The sequence below is a fragment of the Sphingomonas yabuuchiae genome (genome assembly GCF_014199595.1).
GTDB classification, from domain to species: domain Bacteria; phylum Pseudomonadota; class Alphaproteobacteria; order Sphingomonadales; family Sphingomonadaceae; genus Sphingomonas; species Sphingomonas yabuuchiae.
On sequence record NZ_JACHNX010000005.1, the window covers coordinates 185,200 to 207,316 of the forward strand.

Consider the following 22,117-nt stretch of genomic DNA (forward strand, 5'->3'; position numbering starts at 1 on the left):
CCTTTGGCGGGACGCGCGTGAATCACGCTTTCTTCAGCGCGTCCGCCTTGTGCGCTGCCTTTCCGCCATTGTCACTCTCTACTATGTATTGCGGTTCGTCCTTCGACGCACGGACGGTATGGCCCTTGATGGTCGTGTCGCTGGTCTGCTTCTTGACGACCTTGCCCTCGGCCGTGCCGCCATGGCTGTTCCATTCGACATGATCGCCTTTTTTGAACTCGGTCATCGTCGCTCTCCTGGGGTTGTGATCGGCATCAATCCCTCGAGGCTTTCGTTGGTTGCACCGGCGCGCGCCACGGGGCATCAGGGCGGCCAGCCAAGGAGACAGGAACCCCATGAAGACCCGCGCAGCCGTCGCCTTCGAAGCCAAGAAGCCGCTCGAAATCGTCGAACTCGATCTGGAAGGCCCCAAGGCCGGTGAGGTCCTGGTCGAGATCATGGCGACCGGCATCTGCCACACCGACGCCTATACGCTCGACGGGTTCGACAGCGAGGGCATCTTCCCCAGCGTGCTGGGCCATGAGGGCTGCGGCATCGTGCGCGAGGTGGGCGCGGGCGTCACCTCCGTGGTGCCGGGCGACCATGTCATCCCGCTCTACACCCCCGAATGCCGCCAGTGTAAGTCGTGCCTGTCGGGCAAGACCAACCTGTGCACCGCGATCCGCGCCACGCAAGGCAAGGGCCTGATGCCCGACGGCACGACGCGGTTCAGCTATAAGGGCCAGCCGATCTTCCATTATATGGGCTGCTCGACCTTCTCGAACTTCACCGTCCTGCCCGAGATCGCGGTGGCGAAGATCCGCGAGGACGCGCCGTTCGACACCAGCTGCTATATCGGCTGCGGCGTGACGACGGGCGTGGGCGCGGTGGTCAACACCGCCAAGGTGCAGCCGGGCGAGAATATCGTCGTCTTCGGCCTGGGCGGCATCGGCCTGAACGTGATCCAGGGCGCGAAGCTGGCGGGCGCCGGGCGGATCATCGGCGTCGACATCAACCCCGACCGTGAGGAATGGGGCCGCCGCTTCGGCATGACCCACTTCCTCAACTCCAAGGGGCTGAGCCGCGAGGAGACGATCGCCAAGGTGCTGGAACTGACCGATGGCGGTGCGGACTACAGCTTCGATGCGACCGGCAATACCGAGGTGATGCGTACCGCGCTGGAGTCCTGCCATCGCGGCTGGGGCACCTCGATCATCATCGGCGTGGCCGAGGCGGGCAAGGAGATCAGCACGCGGCCGTTCCAGCTGGTGACGGGGCGCAACTGGCGCGGCACGGCATTCGGCGGCGCGCGGGGGCGGACCGACACGCCCAAGATCGTCGACTGGTATATGAACGGCATGATCGAGATCGACCCGATGATCACCCACCGCCTGACGCTGGAGGAGATCAACAAGGGCTTCGACCTGATGCACGCGGGTGAGAGCATCCGCAGCGTGGTGATCTTCTGATGTTCAGCCATGTCATGCTGGGCGCCGACGACATTGCGGCGGCCAAGCGCTTCTACGATGCGACGTTGGGCGTGCTGGGCGCACCCGAGGGTGTGGTCGATGCGGCGGGACGGCTGGTCTACAGCCATAATGGCGGCCGCTTCCTGATCTCGAAGCCGATCAATGGCGAGCCTGCGACCTATGCCAATGGCGCGACGCTGGGTTTCGCGATGGACTCGCCGGAGCAGGCCGATGCCTGGTACGCGGCAGGGCTCGCGAATGGCGGCACCGCGATCGAGGATCCGCCCGGCATTCGCAACGTACCTGTCGGCAAGGTCTATCTGGCTTATTTGCGCGATCCGACCGGCAACAAGCTGTGCGCCCGGCATCTGGTGGAGGCGGCCTGATGTATACGCATGTCATGGTCGGATCGAACGACATCGCGCGTTCCAAGGCCTTTTACGATGCGCTGTTCGGCGCGTTGGGTGGCCAGCCGGGGATGCAGATGGGCGAACGCCTGCTTTATCGGCATAACGGCGCGGCCTTCATGGTGACGCGCCCCATCGACGGAGAGGCCGCGACCTTTGCCAATGGCGGGACCATCGGGCTGGGCGCGGCGGATCCGGCACAGCTCGACGCCGCCCATGCGGCGGCCGTGGCGAATGGCGGCACCGCGATCGAGGCGCCGGTGGGCGAGCGCCAGACGCCGATGGGTCCGGCCTATCTCGGCTATCTGCGCGATCCGGACGGCAACAAGCTCTGCCTGGGCTGCCGCCTGCCAGCCCCCGCACCTGCCGCATGAGCGACTATATCCTGACGTTGGCGTGCCAGGACCGGGTCGGCATCGTCGCCGCCGTGTCGGGTGCGCTGGCGGGGATCGATGGCTTCATCCTCGACAGCCAGCAATATGCCGATCTGGAGACGGGGCGCTTCTTCCTGCGCATCGTCTTCACCGGCCAGGGAGAGCGTTTCCCGACCTCGGTCGAGGGGGTGCGCGCGGCGCTGGCCGAACCCGCCGCACGGTTCGGCTTCGACTGGCATGTCGCGCCCGCCACCGAGCGACCCCGGATGCTGATCGCGGTGTCGAAGGGCTCGCACTGCCTGAACGACCTGCTCCATCGCTGGCGGACCAACACGCTGCCGGTCGAGATCGTCGGCGTCGTATCCAACCACGACTCTTTGCGCCCGCTGGTCGAATGGCATGGCCTGCCCTGGCACCATCTGCCGGTCGACAATGGCAATCGCGCGGAGCAGGAAGCGGCGATGCTGGCGTTGATGGAGGAAAGCGGCGCCGATTATCTCGTCCTCGCCCGCTATATGCAGGTGCTGGGCGAGCGGCTGGTCGCCGCCCTTCCGGGGCGGTGCATCAACATCCATCACAGCTTCCTGCCCGGCTTCAAGGGCGCACAGCCCTATCACCGCGCCCATGCGCGCGGCGTGAAGCTGATCGGCGCAACCGCGCATTTCGTGACGGCGGACCTGGACGAAGGGCCGATCATCGAACAGGCGGTCGAGCGGGTCGATCACCGCGCCAGCGTCGACGACCTGATCCGCATCGGCCGCGATATCGAGGCGCAGGTGCTGGCCCGCGCGGTCGCCTGGGTGGGCGAGCGGCGGGTGTTCCTCAATGACAACCGGACGGTGGTGTTCCGATGACGATCGAGACGATGTCGACCTCGAAGGCGCATGGCGGCGTGCAGGGTGTGTACGCGCATGACAGCGAAGCGACGGGTACGCGCATGACCTTCTCGGTCTTCGTGCCGGAGCATGAGGAGGGGGAGAAGCTGCCCGTCCTCTGGTATCTGTCAGGGCTGACCTGCACCCATGCCAATGTCACGGACAAGGGCGAGTATCGAGCCGCTTGCGCCGAGCACCGCGTGATCTTCATCGCGCCCGACACCTCGCCGCGTGGGGAAGGCGTCGCGAATGACGATGCCTATGACATGGGGCAGGGGGCTGGCTTCTACGTCGATGCGACGCAGGAACCCTGGGCACCGCATTTCCAAATGCGAACCTATATCGAGCAGGAACTGCCCGCGCTGATCGCCGAGCATTTCCCGGTTGCCGATATGGGCGCGCAAGCGATCACCGGCCACTCGATGGGCGGCCACGGCGCGCTGACCATCGGCCTTCGCCATCCGGATCGCTTCCGCAGCGTGTCTGCCTTCGCCCCGATCGTCGCGCCGGGCCAGGTGCCATGGGGTGAGAAGGCTCTGGGTGGCTATCTGGGGCAGGACCGCGCCGCGTGGCGACAGGCGGATGCCGTCGCCTTGATCGAGGACGGCGCGCGACTGCCCGACCTGCTGGTCGATCAGGGCGATGCCGACCAGTTCCTGACCGAGCAGTTGCGTCCCGAATTGCTGGCCGAGGCGTGTGACAAGGCGGGGATCGCCCTGACGCTGCGGATGCAGCCGGGGTACGACCACAGCTATAATTTTATTTCGACGTTCATGGCGGATCATGTCGCTTGGGCGGCCGAGCGGCTGCGCGGGTAATCCCCCAACCGCCGTTCAGCCTGAGCGAAGTCGAAGGCCAAGGGAATCCGCTTGGGTTCAGTCGTTGTCGCGTGGCCTTCGACTTCGCTCAGGCCGAACGGGCGTGATGGCGAGGATCGTCCGGCGTCCCCATGAGTTTTGCACCCGCGCAATCGATACGCTATCGCACCGGCTTTGACGTAAAGGACAGAATATGAGCTGCGCGCATGGCGATCCGGAGGATGGCGACCTGATGGGCGCGGACGGCAAGATCGCCGTGCCCGATCATGTCGCCGACGCCATCCGCACGCTGATCGCCTGGGCGGGCGACGATCCCACGCGCGAGGGGCTGATCGATACCCCGAAGCGCGTCGCGCGGGCGTGGCGCGAATATTGCGGCGGCTATGGCGACGACCCCGCCGTGCACCTGTCTCGCGTGTTCGAGGAGGTTGGCGGCTATGACGAGATCGTGCTGCTGAAGGACATTCCCTTCCAGTCCCATTGCGAGCATCACATGGCGCCGATCATCGGGCGCGCGCATATCGCCTATCTGCCGCGCAACCATGTCGTCGGCATCTCCAAGCTGGCGCGCGTGCTGCATGGCTTCGCCCGCCGGTTGCAGGTGCAGGAGCGGCTGACCGCGGAGGTCGCCGACTGCATCTGGGAGAATCTCAAGCCGCTGGGCGTCGCGGTGGTGATCGAGGCGACGCATGGCTGCATGACCTCACGCGGGGTACGCACGCCGGGCGTGTCGATGGTGACGAGCCGGATGATGGGCGTGTTCCGCGACGACGATCGCAGCCGCAAGGAAGTGCTTTCGCTCATGGGCATGGCCGGATGATCAGGCGTACCGTGCTGGTGACCGGCGCGGCCAGGCGGCTGGGCGCGAGCATCGCCCGGCGGCTGGCGGCGGACGGGCATCGACCGGTGATCCATTATAACGGCTCGGGCGAGGATGCGGCGGCGCTGGCGGCGGAACTGGATGCGCCGATGGTGCAGGGCGACCTGTCACGGATCGACGCGATCGACGCCCTGTTCGCCCGTGCGCGGAAAGCGGCGGGTGGGCCCATCGACGGGCTGGTCAACAGCGCCTCGGCCTTCGAGTTCGACCGGCCGCCGGAGACGGATGCGGGCCTGATGGCGAAACTCTATGCGATCAACGCCGCTGCGCCCGCGCTGCTCGCCTCGGCGCTGGCGCGACAGGATGACGTGGTAGATGGCGCGGTGGTCGACATTCTCGACCAGAAGCTGGCCAACCCCAATCCCGACTTCTTCGCCTATAGCTGCGCCAAATTCGCCTTGGCGGGTGCGAACACGATGCTGGCCCAGGCGCTCGGGCCCCGCATCGCGGTGAACGCGGTGGCCCCCGGCCTGACCCTGCAAAGCGGCGACCAGAGCGATGCCGAATTCGCCGAGGCGGCGACGAAGAACCTGCTCGGCCGCCCGATCGGCGCGGGGGCGGTGGCGGAGGCGGTGTCCTTTCTCCTCGGCGCGCGGGGGCTTCGCGGACAGACCCTGTATGTCGATTGCGGCCAGCGTTTCTGCCGCCGCGACGGCGATGTGATGTTCGAGGGACGGGCATGACGGCGACCTATCGGATCCTGCTCGATGAAATGACGGTTGCGATGCATCTGGGCATCTACCCGCATGAGGTCGCGCCCCAACCGGTCCGCCTGTCGGTCGCGATGACCGTCACCTATCCCGCCGCGCCCAGCGCCGACCGGATCGAGGAGGTGCTGGACTATGACTTCCTGCGCGAAGGCATATTGGCGATGGCGCGCGGCCCCGGTTTCGCATTGCAGGAAAGCCTGTGCGAGGCGGTGGCGGCACTATGTCTTGCCGACCCGCGCGTGACGGCGGTGACGGTGCGGTCGACCAAGACCGACATCTATCCCGATGCCCGCATCGGCTGCGAGATAGAGCGGAGCCGCTGACGTCGGACGGCTTGTCACGATAATATCACGCAGCTGTCATCAATCTGTTGCGAAAGGGCCCGGAGCCGTCCTAAGTCGCCGCCGCAAAAAGGGCGGAATAGCATGGCGATCAACTCGACACCCCAGCGGGCCGGTACCGGGATCGCCGCCGCGATGATGCTGGCCCTCTGCCCGGCACCCGCCGCAGCGCAGACCGTGCAGGAATTACAGAGCCAGATTGACGAACTGAAGGCGCAGATCAAGGCGTTGACCGATGCGCAGAAGGGCGCGACGGCGGCCGTTCCGACTGCCCCCGTCGCCGCATCCGCCCCGCCGGTCGTGGCTGCGGTGCCGGTCGCACCCCTGCCTATTCCGGCCCCTGTGCCGCAGCGGGTGGCGAGCACACCCAAGCCGGTATCGTCACGGACGCCCTGGTATGAGCGTATGCGTCTGCGCGGTTATACGCAGCTTCGCTACAACGCCCTGCTGGACAGCGAAAACGCGCCGGGGACCAACGGCTCGCGGCTGCGCTCGGTACATGATGCCTCGATCAACGATGACGGCGGCTTCCTGCTGCGGCGGGTCCGGCTGGTGCTGCAGGGCGACATCACCGACCGGCTGCAACTCTATTTCCAGCATGACTTCGGCGCGGCGGTGAACAACCAGTCGAGCACCGAGCGGCGCGAGAATTTCGGCCAGTTGCGCGATGTCTATGCCGACTGGTTTCTCGACCCCGAGCGCCGCCTGCGCCTGCGCTTCGGCCAGTCCAAGGTGCCGTTCGGCTGGGAGAATCTGCAATCCTCGTCCAACCGCCTGCCGCTCGATCGATCGGATGCAATCAACAGCGGCGTGCCCGGCGAGCGCGATGTCGGGGTCAACGTCTATTACACGCCTGCGCCGGTTCAGGCGATCTGGGACCGGCTGACCAAGAACAAGCAGAAGCTGTTCGGCAATTACGGCGCCTTTGGTCTGGCCGTCTATAACGGGCAGGGGACCAACCGGACCGAGCGGACCGACAATCTGATGAAGGTCGCGATGGCGACCTGGCCCTTCGCGCTCGACGGGTTGGGGCCGCTGTTCCGCGACCAGGTGTTGGAGGTCGGCGGCTCGGCGATGTTCAACCGTTTCCGGCCAGAGCTGCGCAGCGGCGGGGTCAGTTCGGTCGATTATCGCGACGATCGCGTCGCCGTCCACGCCATCCTCTATCCGCAGCCCTTTGGTATCCAGACCGAATGGACGACCGGCTGGGGGCCGCAATATGACAACGCATCGGGGGCAATCCGCTCCAGCCGCCTGGGTGGCGGCTATGTCCAGCTGATGGCGAATGTCGGCAAGACGCCGGTCGGCCGCGCCATCCCCTATGTCCGGTGGCAGCATTATCGCGGCGGGTGGAAGGCCAATGTCGACGCCCCCCGGCTGGAAACCGACGAGTGGGAACTGGGTACCGAGATCCAGCTGGTGGAGGCGCTGGAATTGACCATCGCCTATGCCCGGATGGAGCGGCGCGAGGCGGATTCTCGACGGACAGGCCGCGCGACGGGCGACCTGATCCGGACCCAGCTGCAATTCACGTATTAGAGTTGGACGAGGAATTCATCCACACCCCTCCCCTTCAGGGGAGGGGCCGGGGGTGGGGCGCGTCCACAAGCGTCGGGTTCGTGGCGAGGCCCCACCCCAACCCCTCCCCTAAAGGGTAGGGCACGCTCTGATGTAATGCGACGCCATCACCGACCGACGCGTCAACCACCGCCCTTGGTGGTGAAGTCGATCCGGATACGGACCCATTCGCCGATCATTTCCTTGCCGTTGACGCGCGGCGCACGGACGCGGAACTGCCAGGCGGCCTCGCGCATCGAGCGGGCCAGCCCGGAGCCGACGGGCGACTCGCCCAGGATTTGGCAATTCTCGACGCGGTAGCCGGGGATGGTGCGACACGCGATCAGTGCCCAGCCGCCCGGCGGCGGCGGGCTGCGCAGATAGCCGTTCAATTCCGCATCGCTCGGGCGGCGGGGGAACCACTCGGCATTGTAGAGCCGCCGACCGCCCGGCCCTTCGCCGGGGCCATAGGCCGACGCGCTGTCCTCGCCCCGATCGTCGCCGTTGCTGGAACCGACGCCCTTGCCCTCGCCCTTGGGCAGGGCGCCGATATCACCGGCCACGAACAGCGACTTGTCGCCCCATTGCCACGGCGTCGGGGTGGAGGTGTCGACGGGCTTTTCGGTCGGGGGCTTGGGCGTGTCGGGCTGCTTCTCCGTGACCGGCGCCTTGGAGCCGCCCGCCGCGGCAGGCTTGCGTGTCGCCGTGCGGGTTCTGGGCACCGGCGCGCCCGATTGCTGATCGTCGGGCGAGACGGAGAAGGTGTTGAGGACCGAGGATTTCTCCGGGTCGATCAGCTTGGGCGCCAGATGGAACAGCAGCCAGGCCAGCAGCAGATGTGCGAGCACGGTGAGCGTGATCGACGCACCCCGCTCGCGCAGTTTCTCGCGGTAGCGTTCGGGAATGAACGCCCAGCGCGATGACGGAGGGACGGCCGCGCTCATGATGGAGATGCCCCTCCGTCAGATCTTTGGTCTGCCACTGCCCCTTGCAGGAGACGAAAAGACGACGCTCCGATGGCCCGCATGGCGCGTCGTCTTAGCCGAGAAGGGCAGGGCGCATCAGGCCCGGTTGGCGGCGGAAAGCACCGCCCGGACGCTGGCAGTCGCAATGTCGGTGTCGAGGCCAACGCCGAAGACGACCCGCCCATCGGGGGTACGCGCCTCGACATAGGCAGCCGCCTGCGCGTCCGCGCCGTGCCCGATGGCATGCTCGTTATAGTCGATGACTTCCAGGTTCGGGCCGGTCGTGTCGGCAAGCGCCGCGATGACGCTGGAAATCAGGCCATTGCCACGTCCCGAGATCGAACGCTCCTCGCCGTCCACCTGCACGCGGCCGATAAAGGTCCGCTGCCCCGTCGAGCCGCTTTCCTCATAGTCACGCAGCACGAAACGATCGCCTTCGCGCGGCAGATAGGTCGCCTCGAACCCGCCCCAGATATCGGCGGCGTTGAGTTCGCGGCTGGTGGCGTCGGCCATCGCCTGGACATGGCGGCTGAAATCGGCCTGGAGCCGCTTGGGCAGCTTCAGCCCCTTGTCCTGCTCGATCACCCAGGCGACACCGCCCTTGCCCGACTGAGAATTGACGCGGATGACCGCTTCGTAGCTGCGACCCAGATCGGCGGGATCGATGGGCAGATAGGGCACTTCCCACAGATCGTCGTTGCGCGCCGATTGCGCCGCAAAGCCCTTCTTGATCGCGTCCTGGTGGCTGCCCGAAAAGGCGGTGAAGACCAGGTCGCCCGCATAGGGCGTGCGCGGATGGACGGGCAGGTTGGTGCAGTAATTGACCGTGTTCACCACCTCGTCGATGTCCGACAGGTCGAGTTTCGGGTCGACGCCTTGGGTGTACATGTTGAGCGCGACGGTCACGAGATCGCAGTTGCCGGTCCGCTCGCCATTGCCGAGCAGGCAGCCCTCGACCCGGTCCGCGCCCGCCATCACGCCCAGCTCGGCGGCGGCGACGCCGGTGCCCCGGTCGTTATGCGTGTGGAGCGAGATGACCACCGAATCGCGGTTCGGGATGTTGCGTCCGAACCACTCGATCTGGTCGGCATAGACGTTGGGCGTCGCGCATTCGACCGTGGCGGGCAGGTTCAGGATCAACGGATGGTCGGGCGTCGGCTTCAGCACGTCCATGACGGCGGCGCACACCTCGACCGAGAAATCCAGCTCGGCGGTCGAGAAGGTTTCGGGGCTGTATTCGAAGAACCAGTCGGTGTTGGGGCGCTTGGCCGCCTCGTCGCGCAGTATCTTGGCGCCCTCGACCGCAATCTTGCGGACCTCGTCGCGGGTCATGCCGAAGACGATCTTGCGCCAGGCCGGGCTGACCGCGTTGTAAAGGTGGACGATCGCAGTGCGCGCGCCCTCCAGGCTTTCGAAGCTGCGCTCGATCAGGTCGCGGCGCGACTGGGTGAGGACCTGGATCGTCACGTCGTCGGGGATGCGGTCGTCCCGGATCAGGCCGGAGATGAAATCGAACTCGGTCGCGCCCGCGCTCGGGAAGCCGACCTCGATCTCCTTCAGCCCGACCTTGACCAGCAGGTCGAACATCCGCGTCTTCTTCTCGGCGTCCATCGGGTCGATCAGCGCCTGGTTGCCGTCGCGCAGGTCGGTCGACAGCCAGCGCGGCGCGCTCGTGATCGTGCGGTTCGGCCATTGCCGGTCGGGCAGGGCGATGGTCGGGAAGGGGCGGTATTTGGTCGAGGGATCGCGCAACATGATCGGGTCTTCCAGCATTCTCGGCCGCGTCAGGCCAGGGCGCGGCGGGGACAGGCTTATCGTTTCATTCCGCCCTTAGGGAAGTCGCGCATGGCCACGCCGATCCTCCCCTAAGGGCGGATAAGTCGAAGCGAACGGAGCAGCAGCGCGGCGATCATGATGCAGGGGTTCATGCCGCGTAGGGGCGGGCTTGTCCATATCCCGCCGCACCGCGTGAACGCTTTGTTAAAGCGCCACCCGCCATCGACGGCAGCGAAGACCGGCAGGGGGGCCGGGCAGCGGGATACACGGATGTTGCGCCAACTCGTCTATATCAGCAGCGTGAAGGGTTCGGCGGCGGCCATTGATCCAGAGGCGATCCTGATCGCATCGCGCCGCAACAATGCGCAGGCGGGAGTCACCGGCCTGCTCTATTTCGACGGGCGACGTTTTCTCCAGGCGCTGGAGGGCGAGGCGGAGGCGGTGGAACGCCTGTATCGCCATATCGCGGCGGACCCGCGGCATCGCGCCCTGGTCGTCCTGTCGGATCGCCATGTCGAGGCGCGCGAGTTCGGCGACTGGGCGATGGGCTATGCGATCAAGGGCGAGGACAAGGCCGCACTGATCGAGCGGATCGCCAGGCTGGCGGCGTCGGCCGCGCCGGAGGTGCGCGCGACGTTCGAGAGTTTCGCCGGGTTGAAGCGGTTATTCTGATCCGGCCCCGGCCGCCCCTGGGATCGGGCGACCGGGGCAGGGCAACGACCGCTTACTGGGCGGTGAAGGCGGCGTTGATCGTCAGGTCGACCTCGTCACCGACGACGGGCACATAGGCGCCGACGCCGAAGTCCGAACGCTTGATCTTGCCCGTCGCGCGGAAGCCGATGTTCAGCTTCTTCGACATCGGATTGGTGCCCGCACCGAAGAAGGTCGCGTTCAGCGTGACCGGCTTGGTCTGATCCTTGATGGTCAGGTTGCCGGTGATGATGGCCTTGTTGCCCATGACCTTCACGCCCGTCGAGACGAAGCGCGCGGTGGGATAGGTCGCGGCATCAAAGAAGTCCTTCGACTTCAGGTGATTGGCGAAGGGCGCGGCGGTGACCGACAGATTGTCGATCTTGAAGGTCACATCGACCTTGGCGGCCTGCGGCTTGGCGGGATCGAGGGTCAGCGTGCCTTCGGACGCGCCGAACTGCCCCTCGAGCATCGAAAAGCCCATATGGTTCAGCGACCAGGTGACCTGGGTGTGGGCGGGGTCGACGGCATAGGTGCCCGCGACGACGCGCGAGGCGACGGCGGCACCGGGCGTGCCGGTCTGGGCCATGGCGGGCGCGGCGATGGTGGCGAGCGCCAGAGCGACGGGAAGGACGAAACGCATGGGTAGACTCCCTGTTGAACGGTGGCCTTTCTGGGCCGTGCGGTGAACGCACGTCAAAGGCCAAGGTCGCAACGATGCGTTTCTAGGTTGGTCTCTGCGAGGCCCCTTTCCCTCCCCCAGCCCCTCCCGCCTGCGGGAGGGGAGAGGTTTTGGGCGGGCGTTCGGCCATTTCCGCAAACTATGGGCTCGTTAAAGCGCTTGCGGCGTCCGCTTGGCACGCCCCTCCCGCAAGCGAGTTTCAGGTCGGTCATGCCCCCGGCATGACCAAAACGATGCGGGGCATCGTTTACCTGAAACTGGGGTGGGGGAGGGCCACGGTGTCTCACCGAGCCCACCTCCAAAACAAATCAGTTCTTCGCCTTGTCCACCAGCTTGTTCGCACCGATCCACGGCATCATCGCACGCAGTTCGCTGCCGACCTGCTCGATCGGGTGGCGCTTGGCGGCGATGCGGCTGGCCTTCAGTTCGGGCTGGCCGGCGCGGTTGTCGAGCACGAAGTCCTTCACGAAGCGGCCCGACTGGATGTCGGCGAGAACGCGCTTCATCTCCTTCTTGGTCTCTTCGGTGATGATGCGCGGGCCGGTCTTGATGTCGCCATATTCGGCGGTGTTCGAGATCGAGTAGCGCATGTTGGCGATACCGCCCTCATACATCAGGTCGACGATCAGCTTCAGCTCGTGAAGGCACTCGAAATAGGCCATTTCGGGGGCATAGCCTGCCTCGACCAGCGTCTCGAAGCCCGCCTGGACCAGCGCGGTCGCGCCGCCGCACAGCACGGCCTGCTCGCCGAACAGATCGGTTTCGCACTCTTCGCGGAAGTTCGTCTCGATGATGCCCGAACGGCCGCCGCCGACTCCGCTCGCATAGGCCAGCGCCACGTCATGCGCATTGCCGCTGGCGTCCTGATGGATCGCGATCAGGCAGGGCACGCCGCCGCCGCGCACATATTCGCTGCGCACGGTGTGGCCGGGGCCCTTGGGGGCGATCATGATGACGTCGATGTCCGCGGGCGGCTCGATCAGGCCGAAATGCACGTTCAGGCCGTGCGCGAAGGCGAGGGCGGCACCGGGCTTCATATTGCCCTTCAGGTCGGCGTCATAGATCGCGGCCTGATGCTCGTCGGGGGCCAGGATCATCAGGATGTCGGCCCAGCCGGCCGCTTCCTTGTTCGACAGGACCTTGAAGCCCGCCGCTTCCGCCTTGGCGGCCGAGGCCGAACCGGGGCGCAGCGCGATCGCGACATTCTTGACGCCCGAATCGCGCAGGTTCTGCGCATGGGCATGGCCCTGCGAGCCGTAACCCAGGATGGCGATGTTCTTCTCGGAGATCAGGTTCAGATCGGCGTCGCGATCGTAATACACACGCATTGGACTTCCCTTTCGAAATGGCTGGGCCGCTTGCGGCCTCATGATAGTCTGGAGATTAGGAGGCGGCTCAGGCCGCTTCGGCGCCGCGCGAGATGGCGGCGATGCCGGTGCGGGCGACCTCGACCAGGCCGACTTCGCCCATCAGCTCGACGAACTTGTCGATCTTGGCGATGCCGCCGGTGACTTCGAACACGAAGCTGGAGATCGTCGCGTCGACCACGCGGGCGCGATAGACTTCGGCGAGGCGCAGCGCCTCGATCCGGCGGTCGCCGGTGCCCGACACCTTCACCAGCGCCAGCTCGCGCTCGACATGGTCGCCCAGCACGGTCAGGTCGGCGACCTTGTGGACGGGGACCAGCCGGTCGAGCTGGGCGATGATCTGCTCCATCACCGGCGGCGAGGCGCTGGTGACGATGGTGATGCGGCTGACGGCCTTGTCGGCGGTGATCTCCGACACGGTCAGGCTCTCGATGTTATAGCCGCGCGCGGTGAACAGTCCGGCGATCCGCGCGAGAATGCCCGGTTCGTTGTCGACGATCACCGCCAGCGTGTGGCGTTCCACCTGTTCGGTCTTGATGTGCATCTCTAATCTCTTCCTCCCCGGAACGGAGTGGCAGGTGGATTGCCTCCCAGGCAATCCAGATCATGCCGGGGGCATGATCGACCTGTCACTGGGACCATGCGGAGCATGGTGGAGGGGGCTCTCCACTCATGCTGTCCTGCGCGGCGATCCCCCTCCACCGTGCCGCTTCGCGTCACGGTCCCCCTCCCCGTGCCGGGGAGGAGCTTCAAGGTCAAACCAGCGCCTTGGCCTCGTCGTCCATGGTGCCCGATACCTCATTGGCCTGCAGAATCATGTCGGTATGAGCCGCTCCGCTCGGGATCATCGGGAAGCAGTTGGCCAGCTTGGCCACGCGGCAATCGACGATCACCGGCCCGTCATGGTCCAGCATCGCGGCGATGCCGTCCTCCAGCTCGTGACGATGCTCGATCAATATGCCCTTCCAGCCATAGGCCTCACCCAGCTTTACGAAATCGGGCAGAGAGTCCGAATAGCTTTCGGCATAGCGGCTCTCATAGGTTAGTTCCTGCCACTGGCGGACCATCCCCATATATTCGTTGTTCAGGATGAAGATCTTGACCGGCAGGCGATATTGCGTCGCCGTCGCCAGTTCCTGGATGTTCATCTGGATCGAGGCTTCACCGGCAATGTCGATCACCAGCGCGCCCGGATTGCCGAGTTGCGCACCGATCGCGGCGGGCAGGCCGTAACCCATGGTGCCCAGGCCACCCGACGTCAGCCACTTGTTGGGCTTTTCGAAGCCGAAATGCTGCGCGGCCCACATCTGGTGCTGGCCGACCTCGGTCGTGATGATCGGCTGGCGCGCCTTGGTCGCGTCGTAGAGCGCCCGGATCGCGCGCTGCGGCATGATCGCGTCGCCCGCCTCGGGGAAGGACAGGCAGCCGACCGCACGCCAGCCCGCGATGCGGCGCTGCCACTCGGTCGTGTCGGGCTTGGGATGCTGGCGCGACTTCCAGATGCGCACCGCATCCTCCAGCGCGTGGCCGACATCGGCGATGATGGCCAGGTCGACGCGAACATTCTTGTTCACGCTCGACCGGTCGATATCGACATGAACCTTGCGGCTGTTCGGGCTGAACGCGTCCAGACGGCCGGTCACGCGGTCGTCGAACCGGCTGCCCAGCGCCACCACCAGGTCGGCCTGGTTCATCGCCATATTGGCTTCGTAGGTGCCGTGCATCCCCAGCATGCCCAGCCATTGCGGGTCGCTGGCCGGGAAGGCGCCCAGGCCCATCAGGGTCGAGGTCACGGGCGCGCCGGTGATGCGGGCCAGTTCGCGCAGCAGTTGCGACGCGGCGGGACCCGAATTGATGATGCCGCCGCCGGTATAGAGGATCGGGCGTTCGGCGGCCGCCAGCATGTCGACCAACTGCTCGACTTGGGCTTGGTCGGCCTTCACCTGCGGGCGATAGGTCTTGTGACGGATCGGACCCGGCTTCTGATAGCGGGCGGTAGCGACCTGCACGTCCTTGGGAATGTCGATCACGACCGGACCGGGGCGACCCGAGGTCGCGATGTGGAACGCCTCATGCACCACCTCGCCCAGACGCGCGGGGTCCTTCACCAGGTAATTGTGCTTGGAGCAGTGGCGCGTGATGCCGACGGTGTCGGCCTCTTGGAACGCGTCGGTGCCGATCAGCGCGGTCGGCACCTGGCCGGTGATGACCACCATCGGGATCGAATCGAGCAGCGCGTCGGTGATGCCGGTGACCGCATTGGTTGCGCCGGGGCCGGAGGTGACGAGCACCACGCCGGGCTTGCCGGTCGAGCGGGCATAGCCCTCCGCCGCATGGGTCGCCGCCTGTTCGTGGCGGACGAGAATGTGGCGGATGCGCTTCGATCGAAACATGGCGTCATAGATCGGCAGCACCGCACCACCCGGATAGCCGAAGACGACCTCCACGCCGAGATCGCACAGCGCCTCGACCAGGATATCGGCTCCGCTTTTCTCGGTCATCATCTTCGTCCTTCTGCATCCGTGCCCGCTGACGGGGCGTGTCGGGAATGGCGCGGCTACAAGTTTAAAAAGTGCGCGTCAACCGTCAATTGCGCAATAAAGTTTCTATTATGCTGCGACGCACATCGGGAGCCGTATCGGAAATCGCGGTCCAGCCGGGGCCGGGCTGGTGACGGAACCAGGTAAATTGCCTTTTGGCATAACGCCTTGTCGCGAGCGCGCCCGCAGCCTCCGCCTCGGCGCGGGTCATGGTGCCCGCCAGCAGCGCGGCGGCCTCCGGCACGCCGATCGCGCGGCGGATGGGGGCGTCGGCGAGCAGGTCAGGGCGGGCGAGGAGCGCGGCGGCTTCGTCCATTCCTTCGTCCAGCATCTCGCCGAAACGCCGGTTGATCCGCGCGTTCAGCCAGTCGCGGTCGGGCAGCAGGATCACGGCGGACAGGGTGATGCGGCCGCCGATGCCGCCTTCCTTGCGCGCCTGCCATTCGTGCAGCGGGCGGCCGGTCGAACGCACCACCTCCAGCGCGCGGGCAACGCGGGTGGTGTCGGCGGGGTTGAGCCGGGCGGCGGCGATGGGGTCTTCGCGAGACAGGGCTTCATGGGCTTCGGCGACGGGCAGGGCGCGAACCTCGGCGCGGATGGCGGGGGCGATCTCTGGCACGGGCGCGATGCCGTCGAGCAGGGTGCGCATATAAAGGCCGGTGCCGCCGACGACGATCGGCAGCGATCCCGCCGCCACGCTGTCGTCTATCGCCCCGCGTGCTTCGACGGCCCAGCGCGCCGCCGAATAGCCGGTGTCCGCCCCGTCGACATGGCCGAACAGCCGGTGCGGCGCCTGCGCTTCCTCCGACGCCGAGGGGCGGGCGGTCAGGATCGAGAGGTCCCGATACACCTGCGCCGAATCGGCATTAATAATCGTGCCGCCGGTCGCCTTGGCCAGATCGAGCGCCAATGCGGACTTGCCGCTGGCGGTCGGCCCTGCGATGAGCGCGACCCTGGGTCGGTCAGAGGAGTTCGCCATGTTCATCGCCACGCTGATAGCAGCCAAGGGCCGACTGGCCGATGCGGATTTGTCGGTTGCGCAGGAGAAAATGGCGGCGGCGGGCTGCACCATGTCCGCCACGCGCTGGATTGATGAGGGCATCGCGGCGGACCTCGACTTCACCGGCGATCCGTTGGTAGCGCGCGAGGTGTTGGAGGGCCGGTTCGACGCGACCGACGTGGTCGTGCAGCCTGCCGCGCACCGCGAAAAGCGGCTGCTGGTCGCCGACATGGATTCGACCATGATCACCGTCGAGTGCATCGACGAACTGGCCGATTATGCCGGGATCAAGGAGCAGGTCGCCGAAGTCACCGAGCGCGCGATGCGCGGCGAACTGGACTTCGCCGCGGCACTCGATGCCCGCGTTGCACTGCTCGAAGGGTTGGACGAGAGCGTCATCGAACAATGTCTGGCCGAGCGGGTCACGCTGATGGCGGGTGCCCGTGCGCTGGTCCGCACGATGAAGGCACGCGGCGGCCATGCGCTCCTCGTGTCGGGAGGCTTCACCCGCTTCGCCGAGCCGGTCGCGGCCGAGATCGGTTTCGACCGCGCCATCGCCAATTATCTTGAGATCGCGCACGGCAAGCTGACCGGCACGGTGCGCAAGCCCATCGTCGGCTCGGACACCAAGGAAAAGACGCTGCTCGCCGCGCTGGACGAACTGCGCATCGATGCGGCGGACAGCATGGCGGTGGGCGACGGGGCCAACGACCTGGCGATGATCCGCCGGGCAGGCCTGGGCGTCGCCTATCGCGCCAAGCCGATCGTCGCGGGCGCGGCGGCGGCGCGGATCGACCATGGCGACCTGACTGCGCTGCTGTATGCGCAGGGCATTCCGAGCGCGGAGTGGGTGGTCGGTTAACGGTCCCGCGAGGCTTCCCCTATCCCATTGGAGGGGGGGGGCTTCGAGACATTCCGAGCACCGTCCCGACGGAGGCCGGGATCCAGTTGCCCAGTGTCAGCCCTTTCATCCGATCGGGCCGAAACTGGACCCCGGCCTTCGCAGGGGCGGTTCGATGGAGGGTGTGGTCGGCCTTGGCAACCAGGCCCCCGTAAATGGCGGAGGCCTTTGGGCCTTACGGCGCGACCACCACGCAAGGCTGGCCCGAGCGGCTGCACGCGGCTTGCGCGGCGGAGCGATTGGCATAGCCGCCTGCCTGAAGCCGGGTGACGCCGCCCGCCGTCACGAAATAGGGCTGCGCACCGCTAAGGCGACCCCGCACCCGCTGCCAGAGCGCGTCGGCATTGCCGCGATCGCGGAAGGCGCCGAGCTGGATACGCCATGGCCCGCTGGTCGCGCGAGCCGGGGTCGGCTTGGCGGGACGCGGCGCGGGCGGCGGTGCAACGGGCTTGCGCCGGTCGGTCAGGTCGGACGCCTCCTCGCGGACCGGCGGCGTGTGGCTTGCGGGCGTGCCGGGCGCCGGATAGCTCGCGCCATAGCCGGACGTCGCCGGGCGTGACGGCGTGACCGGCACCGGCTGTACCGTCGGGCGGGTCTGCGCAGCGGTACGGGCCGGAGTATCGGCCGCCTTGACCGGAGTCGGTTCGGTGCCCACCGTCACCCGCTTCGGCCCGCTGGCGGCGGGGGTGGGCAAGGCGGCCAGGCGGGCGCGATATTGCTGGGCCAGCTCGACGCCGTGCTGGCGGTCGGGCGGGGTGATATACTGGTCCATCTGCGCCAGCGTCTGCGACGCAGCTTGCAGCCCCGCCTGCGACGCCAGCGTCATTAGCGCATAGGCGCGCGAATAGTCGCGCGGCACGCCATCGCCGTTGAACAGCATCGTGCCCAGCACCAGCTGCGCGCGCGGCTCGCCATGCGCGACGGACTTTTCCAGCCAGGGCGCGGCGTCGGCCTTCTTGCCCGACTGGAACAGCGCGAGGCCGTAATTGTCGGTGGCCTGGATATGGCCCTGAACGGCGGCCTTGCGGAACCAGCTTTCGGCAAGCGTGGGATCGAGCGGCACGCCACGACCCAGCTTATAGGCCTGGGCCAGGTTGAACTGCGCGTCGGCATCCCCCGCCACGGCGGGACCGCGCCATTCCTCGACCGCCTTGCGATAATCGCCCTGCGCCCAGGCATCGACCCCGGCCTTCACATCCGGCACCGCCAGCACAGGGGTGGCGACCAGAAATGCGGCCAGAAGAGCGGCGGGCGCGACCATGCCGCCGATCGGGAATCTGCGCATTATCCTTCGTCCTTCCGCCCTTGTTGCAAGCCATCCATGCCGCGCTGCCGGGCAAGGGTAAAGCGTTCAATGAAGGGGTTAACCGTTCCTTATAGGCTGGGGGGCTAGCGTGGCGGCCGATCGGGGAAACGGGTCATGCGCCGGGCGTATCGACCGCCTTCCCCCTGGGCTGAACCGGATGACCAAGATGACCACGTTCCGCACTCTCCTGTCCTGCAGCGTTGGCGTGTTGATTCTGGGGGGCTGCACCGCGACCGGCCCGCGCACCGCGCGGCTGAACGCGCAGGCCAGCCCGGCACGGGCGAGCGCCGTGCTCGCCGACCAGACCCGCCGGGTGCTGGCGCAGCGCGATGGCGACGCCGCCGTGGCGCTGGCCGAGCGGCTGGTCGCGGCCGAACCAAAGGATGCGGGCTATCGTTCGCTTTTAGGGCAGAGCTATCTTCAGGCCGGGCGTTTCGCCTCGGCGCGGCAGGCCTTTACCGACGCGTTGCAGCTCGATCCGGCGGATGGCCGCGCCGCACTGAACCTGGCCCTGGCGATGATCGCGGGCGGCAATGGGGCGGGCGCAAAGGCATTGCTGGACCAGCATGCCGCCGCCATTCCGACCGCCGATCTGGGGCTGGCGCTGGCGCTGGCCGGAGCACCGGGCGAGGGTGTCCGCCTGCTGACGGCCGCCACGCGGGAGCCGGGGGCGAGCGTCAAGGCGCGGCAGAACCTCGCGCTGGCGCTGGCGCTGTCGGGACAGTGGGATATGGCGCGAATGGCGGCGTCGGCCGACATGGCTCCGGCGGATGTCGAGGTGCGGATGCGTGAATGGGCGGACTTCGCCAATGCCAGCCCGGCCGACATGGTTTCGTCCCTGCTGGGCGTGAAGCCGTCAATCGACACCGGCCAGCCGATCATGCTGGCGCTGAACGCCGCTCCCTCGGCAGCGGTGATGCAGGACATGGTCCATGCGCTGCCCCAGCCGGTCGTCGCAGAGCCCACGCCTGACGCCGCTGAACCGGCGGCGGCGCGGACCGTCTTCGCCGCGCAGCAGGAGATCGTCCAGCCGCTGCCCATGACCCCCGAGCGCACCGCGCGGACTGCACCGTCGAGCCTGTTGCTGGCCCGGCGGGGTGACGAGCCGCAAGCCAGCATTCAACGTATCGCGGCAGGCCCTGTCACCGCGCCCGCCCTGCTTCGCCGGGCCGAGGAACGGCGCGTCGTCACGCGGCGTCATGGCGACTGGAATGTCCAGATCGGTGCCTTCGGCAAGGCGGACGGCGCGCAAAGGGCGTGGGACCAACTCACTCGCCGTTTCGACGGCCTGTCGGGCTATGCCCCGCAAAGCGGCACGGTGCGCCTGTCGGGCGAGCAGCTTTACCGCCTTTCGGTCGGCGGGCTCAGCCGCGCCGATGCCGACTCACTCTGTCTTCGCTATCGCGCGGCGGGGGGCGCCTGCTTTGTCCGGCGTCAGGCCGACGACCATATGGCGCAATGGGCGCGGCCGGGGATCGGCATCGCCTCGCTCTGAGCGTTTTTCAAAAACGTGGAGTGGCACCTTTTTTCCGGTGCCGCCGAAACTCGCGTTCAGCGAGTTTCCAAATCAAACCGCCTCGCCCGCCGCGCGGCCGCTCGCCCAGGCCCATTGGAAGTTGTACCCGCCCAGCCAGCCGGTGACGTCCACCGCCTCGCCTACGAAATGCAGCCCCGGCACCGCCTTGGCCTCCATCGTCCGTGACGACAGCCCGGCGGTGGAGACACCGCCGACCGTCACCTCCGCCTTGGCATAACCCTCGCTGCCATTGGGATGGAAGGTCCAGTCGGCGAGCCGTCCCTGTGCCGCCGCCAGCAGCTTGTCGGTGGCCGCGCCCAGTTCCGCGGGAAGCGCCAACCGCTCCGCCAGCGTCTCGGCCAGTCGGTCGGGCAGATGCTGGCCGAGTGCCCGGCGTACGCTGGTGCGTGGGGCGCTGCGCTTCAAGGCGACCAGCCAGTCGGGCGCGCAGTCGGGCAGGAAGTCGATGCCTATAGCCTCGCCATGCCGCCAATAGGACGACACTTGCAGGATCGCCGGGCCGGACAGGCCGCGATGGGTAAACAGCGCCGCCTCGCGGAAGCGGGTCTTGCCCGCGCGGGCGACGACCTCGGATGCGACACCCGAAAGCGAGCGGAACAGCGTCTCCTCGCCGCCCAGCGTCAGGGGGACGAGGGCAGGGCGCGGCTCGACCACCTTCAGCGCGAACTGGCGGGCCAGGTCATAGGCATAGCCGGTCGCACCCATCTTCGGGATGCTCGGCCCCCCGGTCGCGACGATCAGGCGGGGGGCGGTGAAGGCCTGACTGCCGCGCGTCACGCGGAACTGCGTGCCGTCATGTGCGACCGCCTCGACCGGCTGGCCGAGCGCGATGTCGACCACGCCGCCGGACCGCGCCGCCCGGTCGCATTCGTCGAGCAGCATCGCCACGATCTGCCGCGCCGATCCGTCGCAGAACAGCTGGCCCAGCGTCTTTTCATGCCAGGCGATGCCATGCGCCTCGACTAGGTCCAGAAAGTCGGTGGGCGTGTAGCGGCCCAGCGCGGACTTGGCGAAATGCGGGTTCGCCGACAGGAAGCGGTCGGGCACGGTCCCGATATTGGTGAAGTTGCACCGCCCGCCGCCCGAGATCAGGATCTTCTTGCCCGGCGCGTCGGCATGGTCGACGACCAGCACCCGCCGCCCCCGCTGCCCGGCGGTGGCGGCAGCCATAAGCCCCGCCGCGCCCGCGCCGAGAATGATCGCGTCATAGTGTTGCATGGCGGGGGTTTAGGGGGATTTGGCGGGGGGCGATAGGGTGGGTGGTTACGCTTGCCGTCGATACTTGGCACGCCCCTCCCGCAGGCGGGAGGGGATGGGGGAGGGCCGCGCCACGGGCGATGGTCTCGGTGAGACTCCTTTCCCTCCCCTCGGTTCCCTCCCGCCTGCGGGAGGGGATGCAGAAACAGAAGGTCGGGGGGGACTAGCCTACCTCCACCACCTCCACCGCATCCGCCTTACCGCCGAACGCCACCATTTCCCCCGCCATCGCCCCCATCAGCGCGCGCGCGAGCGGCGCGGCATAGGCGATGCGGTCGTGCGCGGGATCAGCCTCGTCATGGCCGACGATGGTCAGCGTTCTGGTCCGGCCGTTGAGCCGGATCGTCACCATGCTGCCGATCCCCACTTCATCCTCGGCGGGAGCGGGCGCCAGTTCCGCGGTGGCGGCGCGGGTATTCCAATAGCGTAGTTCGCGCTGGAGGCGGGTGCGTTCCTCGTCGTCGGTCGCGGCGGCGACGGCGGCCTCGACCTCCGTCACCTTGGCGCGGGTCAGCTCCAGCCCGCGCGGCGTGACCAGATTGGGGCCGGGCGGAATGGGCAGCTCGAATTTGGGTTCGAGATGTTCCTCATCGGATTCGCGGCGAAAGGCGACACTCATCGGGGATCAACGCGCAAGGTCATGGCACGGCTCCATGGCGGGCCGTTCGGTTCACCGCAAGCACGGC

23 protein-coding genes are annotated in these 22,117 nt (G+C 67.2%); 12 read left to right on the plus strand and 11 right to left on the minus strand.

Features of this window, described 5'->3' with window-relative positions:
• Positions 1 to 22: 22 nt before the first annotated feature.
• Positions 23 to 226 (minus strand): hypervirulence associated TUDOR domain-containing protein, encoded by a 204-nt coding sequence (locus tag GGQ89_RS08750; protein ID WP_056434174.1) that lies wholly within the window; start codon positions 224 to 226, stop codon positions 23 to 25.
• 109 nt (positions 227 to 335) lie between these two features.
• Between GGQ89_RS08750 and GGQ89_RS08755 the strand changes: the two genes are divergently transcribed.
• The 9 genes from GGQ89_RS08755 to GGQ89_RS08795 all read left to right on the plus strand — a co-directional run bounded on the left by GGQ89_RS08755 (position 336) and on the right by GGQ89_RS08795 (position 7,392).
• Positions 336 to 1,448, plus strand: a complete 1,113-nt coding sequence (locus GGQ89_RS08755) for an S-(hydroxymethyl)glutathione dehydrogenase/class III alcohol dehydrogenase (RefSeq protein ID WP_076716950.1) — start codon at positions 336 to 338, stop codon at positions 1,446 to 1,448.
• Positions 1,448 to 1,834 (plus strand): VOC family protein, encoded by a 387-nt coding sequence (locus GGQ89_RS08760; RefSeq protein WP_184105473.1) that lies wholly within the window; start codon positions 1,448 to 1,450, stop codon positions 1,832 to 1,834. Before GGQ89_RS08755 ends, GGQ89_RS08760 begins: the two co-directional genes overlap by 1 nt.
• Positions 1,834 to 2,229 (plus strand): VOC family protein, encoded by a 396-nt coding sequence (locus GGQ89_RS08765; protein WP_184105474.1) that lies wholly within the window; start codon positions 1,834 to 1,836, stop codon positions 2,227 to 2,229. The genes GGQ89_RS08760 and GGQ89_RS08765 overlap by 1 nt, the downstream gene beginning before the upstream one ends.
• The gene (gene purU / locus GGQ89_RS08770; protein WP_184105475.1) at positions 2,226 to 3,083 is read left to right on the plus strand and encodes a formyltetrahydrofolate deformylase; all 858 of its coding nucleotides are present in this window, start codon (positions 2,226 to 2,228) and stop codon (positions 3,081 to 3,083) included. Before GGQ89_RS08765 ends, purU begins: the two co-directional genes overlap by 4 nt.
• Complete coding sequence (gene fghA, locus GGQ89_RS08775; protein ID WP_184105476.1) at positions 3,080 to 3,922, plus strand: S-formylglutathione hydrolase; 843 nt, start codon at positions 3,080 to 3,082, stop codon at positions 3,920 to 3,922. The genes purU and fghA overlap by 4 nt, the downstream gene beginning before the upstream one ends.
• Positions 3,923 to 4,115: 193 nt before the next feature.
• On the plus strand, positions 4,116 to 4,742 hold the full coding sequence (folE, locus tag GGQ89_RS08780; protein ID WP_056434162.1) for a GTP cyclohydrolase I FolE: 627 nt from the start codon (positions 4,116 to 4,118) through the stop codon (positions 4,740 to 4,742).
• The gene (locus tag GGQ89_RS08785; RefSeq protein ID WP_184105477.1) at positions 4,739 to 5,485 is read left to right on the plus strand and encodes an SDR family oxidoreductase; all 747 of its coding nucleotides are present in this window, start codon (positions 4,739 to 4,741) and stop codon (positions 5,483 to 5,485) included. The genes folE and GGQ89_RS08785 overlap by 4 nt, the downstream gene beginning before the upstream one ends.
• On the plus strand, positions 5,482 to 5,835 hold the full coding sequence (locus tag GGQ89_RS08790) for a dihydroneopterin aldolase (protein WP_058744895.1): 354 nt from the start codon (positions 5,482 to 5,484) through the stop codon (positions 5,833 to 5,835). Before GGQ89_RS08785 ends, GGQ89_RS08790 begins: the two co-directional genes overlap by 4 nt.
• Before the next feature lie 102 nt (positions 5,836 to 5,937).
• A complete protein-coding gene (locus GGQ89_RS08795; protein ID WP_184105478.1) occupies positions 5,938 to 7,392 on the plus strand; it encodes a porin in 1,455 nt (484 codons plus the stop codon).
• Between the two features lie 161 nt (positions 7,393 to 7,553).
• Here GGQ89_RS08795 and GGQ89_RS08800 read toward each other — a convergent pair whose 3' ends face one another.
• The gene (locus GGQ89_RS08800; RefSeq protein WP_184105479.1) at positions 7,554 to 8,354 is read right to left on the minus strand and encodes a hypothetical protein; all 801 of its coding nucleotides are present in this window, start codon (positions 8,352 to 8,354) and stop codon (positions 7,554 to 7,556) included.
• A 117-nt stretch (positions 8,355 to 8,471) separates the two neighbouring features.
• Positions 8,472 to 10,130 (minus strand): 2-isopropylmalate synthase, encoded by a 1,659-nt coding sequence (gene leuA / locus GGQ89_RS08805; protein ID WP_076716939.1) that lies wholly within the window; start codon positions 10,128 to 10,130, stop codon positions 8,472 to 8,474.
• Between the two features lie 291 nt (positions 10,131 to 10,421).
• Between leuA and GGQ89_RS08810 the strand changes: the two genes are divergently transcribed.
• Positions 10,422 to 10,823: a BLUF domain-containing protein gene (locus tag GGQ89_RS08810; protein WP_240456620.1), complete on the plus strand. Its 402-nt coding sequence runs from the start codon at positions 10,422 to 10,424 to the stop codon at positions 10,821 to 10,823.
• A 52-nt stretch (positions 10,824 to 10,875) separates the two neighbouring features.
• On the opposite strand, the gene GGQ89_RS08815 is transcribed toward GGQ89_RS08810, so the two are convergent.
• The 5 genes from GGQ89_RS08815 to miaA all read right to left on the minus strand — a co-directional run bounded on the left by GGQ89_RS08815 (position 10,876) and on the right by miaA (position 16,409).
• Positions 10,876 to 11,484: a YceI family protein gene (locus GGQ89_RS08815; protein ID WP_184105480.1), complete on the minus strand. Its 609-nt coding sequence runs from the start codon at positions 11,482 to 11,484 to the stop codon at positions 10,876 to 10,878.
• A gap of 347 nt (positions 11,485 to 11,831) precedes the next feature.
• Positions 11,832 to 12,851: a ketol-acid reductoisomerase gene (gene ilvC / locus GGQ89_RS08820; protein ID WP_056434154.1), complete on the minus strand. Its 1,020-nt coding sequence runs from the start codon at positions 12,849 to 12,851 to the stop codon at positions 11,832 to 11,834.
• A gap of 67 nt (positions 12,852 to 12,918) precedes the next feature.
• On the minus strand, positions 12,919 to 13,434 hold the full coding sequence (gene ilvN / locus GGQ89_RS08825; protein ID WP_056434153.1) for an acetolactate synthase small subunit: 516 nt from the start codon (positions 13,432 to 13,434) through the stop codon (positions 12,919 to 12,921).
• A 211-nt stretch (positions 13,435 to 13,645) separates the two neighbouring features.
• A complete protein-coding gene (locus GGQ89_RS08830; protein WP_076718306.1) occupies positions 13,646 to 15,391 on the minus strand; it encodes an acetolactate synthase 3 large subunit in 1,746 nt (581 codons plus the stop codon).
• Between the two features lie 85 nt (positions 15,392 to 15,476).
• Positions 15,477 to 16,409 carry a tRNA (adenosine(37)-N6)-dimethylallyltransferase MiaA gene (gene miaA, locus GGQ89_RS08835; protein ID WP_184105481.1) on the minus strand — a complete coding sequence of 311 codons (933 nt, stop codon included), beginning with the start codon at positions 16,407 to 16,409 and terminating at the stop codon, positions 15,477 to 15,479.
• Here miaA and serB point away from each other — a divergent pair.
• Entirely contained in the window at positions 16,408 to 17,292 is an 885-nt protein-coding gene (gene serB, locus GGQ89_RS08840) for a phosphoserine phosphatase SerB (RefSeq protein ID WP_184105482.1), read from the plus strand. The genes miaA and serB overlap by 2 nt on opposite strands.
• A 214-nt stretch (positions 17,293 to 17,506) precedes the next feature.
• Here serB and GGQ89_RS08845 read toward each other — a convergent pair whose 3' ends face one another.
• Entirely contained in the window at positions 17,507 to 18,616 is a 1,110-nt protein-coding gene (locus GGQ89_RS08845) for an SPOR domain-containing protein (protein WP_184105483.1), read from the minus strand.
• Positions 18,617 to 18,842: 226 nt separating this feature from the next.
• On the opposite strand from GGQ89_RS08845, the gene GGQ89_RS08850 reads away from it, so the two are divergent.
• Positions 18,843 to 20,132, plus strand: coding sequence for an SPOR domain-containing protein (locus GGQ89_RS08850; RefSeq protein WP_342354516.1), 1,290 nt, complete (start codon positions 18,843 to 18,845; stop codon positions 20,130 to 20,132).
• Positions 20,133 to 20,204: 72 nt separating this feature from the next.
• Here the strand turns inward: GGQ89_RS08850 and GGQ89_RS08855 are convergent, their stop codons facing one another.
• Positions 20,205 to 21,392, minus strand: a complete 1,188-nt coding sequence (locus tag GGQ89_RS08855; RefSeq protein ID WP_184105484.1) for a BaiN/RdsA family NAD(P)/FAD-dependent oxidoreductase — start codon at positions 21,390 to 21,392, stop codon at positions 20,205 to 20,207.
• Between the two features lie 202 nt (positions 21,393 to 21,594).
• Complete coding sequence (locus GGQ89_RS08860; RefSeq protein WP_184105485.1) at positions 21,595 to 22,050, minus strand: GreA/GreB family elongation factor; 456 nt, start codon at positions 22,048 to 22,050, stop codon at positions 21,595 to 21,597.
• Positions 22,051 to 22,117 lie beyond the last annotated feature (67 nt).

Excerpts from the sequence above, each read along its gene's own strand:
- GGQ89_RS08750 (WP_056434174.1), bottom strand. The coding sequence starts at position 226 with ATGACCGAGTTCAAAAAAGGCGATCATGTCGAATGGAACAGCCATGGC.
- GGQ89_RS08755 (WP_076716950.1), top strand. The coding sequence starts at position 336 with ATGAAGACCCGCGCAGCCGTCGCCTTCGAAGCCAAGAAGCCGCTCGAA.
- GGQ89_RS08760 (WP_184105473.1), top strand. The coding sequence starts at position 1,448 with ATGTTCAGCCATGTCATGCTGGGCGCCGACGACATTGCGGCGGCCAAG.
- GGQ89_RS08765 (WP_184105474.1), top strand. The coding sequence starts at position 1,834 with ATGTATACGCATGTCATGGTCGGATCGAACGACATCGCGCGTTCCAAG.
- purU (WP_184105475.1), top strand. The coding sequence starts at position 2,226 with ATGAGCGACTATATCCTGACGTTGGCGTGCCAGGACCGGGTCGGCATC.
- fghA (WP_184105476.1), top strand. The coding sequence starts at position 3,080 with ATGACGATCGAGACGATGTCGACCTCGAAGGCGCATGGCGGCGTGCAG.
- folE (WP_056434162.1), top strand. The coding sequence starts at position 4,116 with ATGAGCTGCGCGCATGGCGATCCGGAGGATGGCGACCTGATGGGCGCG.
- GGQ89_RS08785 (WP_184105477.1), top strand. The coding sequence starts at position 4,739 with ATGATCAGGCGTACCGTGCTGGTGACCGGCGCGGCCAGGCGGCTGGGC.
- GGQ89_RS08790 (WP_058744895.1), top strand. The coding sequence starts at position 5,482 with ATGACGGCGACCTATCGGATCCTGCTCGATGAAATGACGGTTGCGATG.
- GGQ89_RS08795 (WP_184105478.1), top strand. The coding sequence starts at position 5,938 with ATGGCGATCAACTCGACACCCCAGCGGGCCGGTACCGGGATCGCCGCC.
- GGQ89_RS08800 (WP_184105479.1), bottom strand. The coding sequence starts at position 8,354 with ATGAGCGCGGCCGTCCCTCCGTCATCGCGCTGGGCGTTCATTCCCGAA.
- leuA (WP_076716939.1), bottom strand. The coding sequence starts at position 10,130 with ATGTTGCGCGATCCCTCGACCAAATACCGCCCCTTCCCGACCATCGCC.
- GGQ89_RS08810 (WP_240456620.1), top strand. The coding sequence starts at position 10,422 with ATGTTGCGCCAACTCGTCTATATCAGCAGCGTGAAGGGTTCGGCGGCG.
- GGQ89_RS08815 (WP_184105480.1), bottom strand. The coding sequence starts at position 11,484 with ATGCGTTTCGTCCTTCCCGTCGCTCTGGCGCTCGCCACCATCGCCGCG.
- ilvC (WP_056434154.1), bottom strand. The coding sequence starts at position 12,851 with ATGCGTGTGTATTACGATCGCGACGCCGATCTGAACCTGATCTCCGAG.
- ilvN (WP_056434153.1), bottom strand. The coding sequence starts at position 13,434 with ATGCACATCAAGACCGAACAGGTGGAACGCCACACGCTGGCGGTGATC.
- GGQ89_RS08830 (WP_076718306.1), bottom strand. The coding sequence starts at position 15,391 with ATGACCGAGAAAAGCGGAGCCGATATCCTGGTCGAGGCGCTGTGCGAT.
- serB (WP_184105482.1), top strand. The coding sequence starts at position 16,408 with ATGTTCATCGCCACGCTGATAGCAGCCAAGGGCCGACTGGCCGATGCG.
- miaA (WP_184105481.1), bottom strand. The coding sequence starts at position 16,409 with ATGGCGAACTCCTCTGACCGACCCAGGGTCGCGCTCATCGCAGGGCCG.
- GGQ89_RS08845 (WP_184105483.1), bottom strand. The coding sequence starts at position 18,616 with ATGCGCAGATTCCCGATCGGCGGCATGGTCGCGCCCGCCGCTCTTCTG.
- GGQ89_RS08855 (WP_184105484.1), bottom strand. The coding sequence starts at position 21,392 with ATGCAACACTATGACGCGATCATTCTCGGCGCGGGCGCGGCGGGGCTT.
- GGQ89_RS08860 (WP_184105485.1), bottom strand. The coding sequence starts at position 22,050 with ATGAGTGTCGCCTTTCGCCGCGAATCCGATGAGGAACATCTCGAACCC.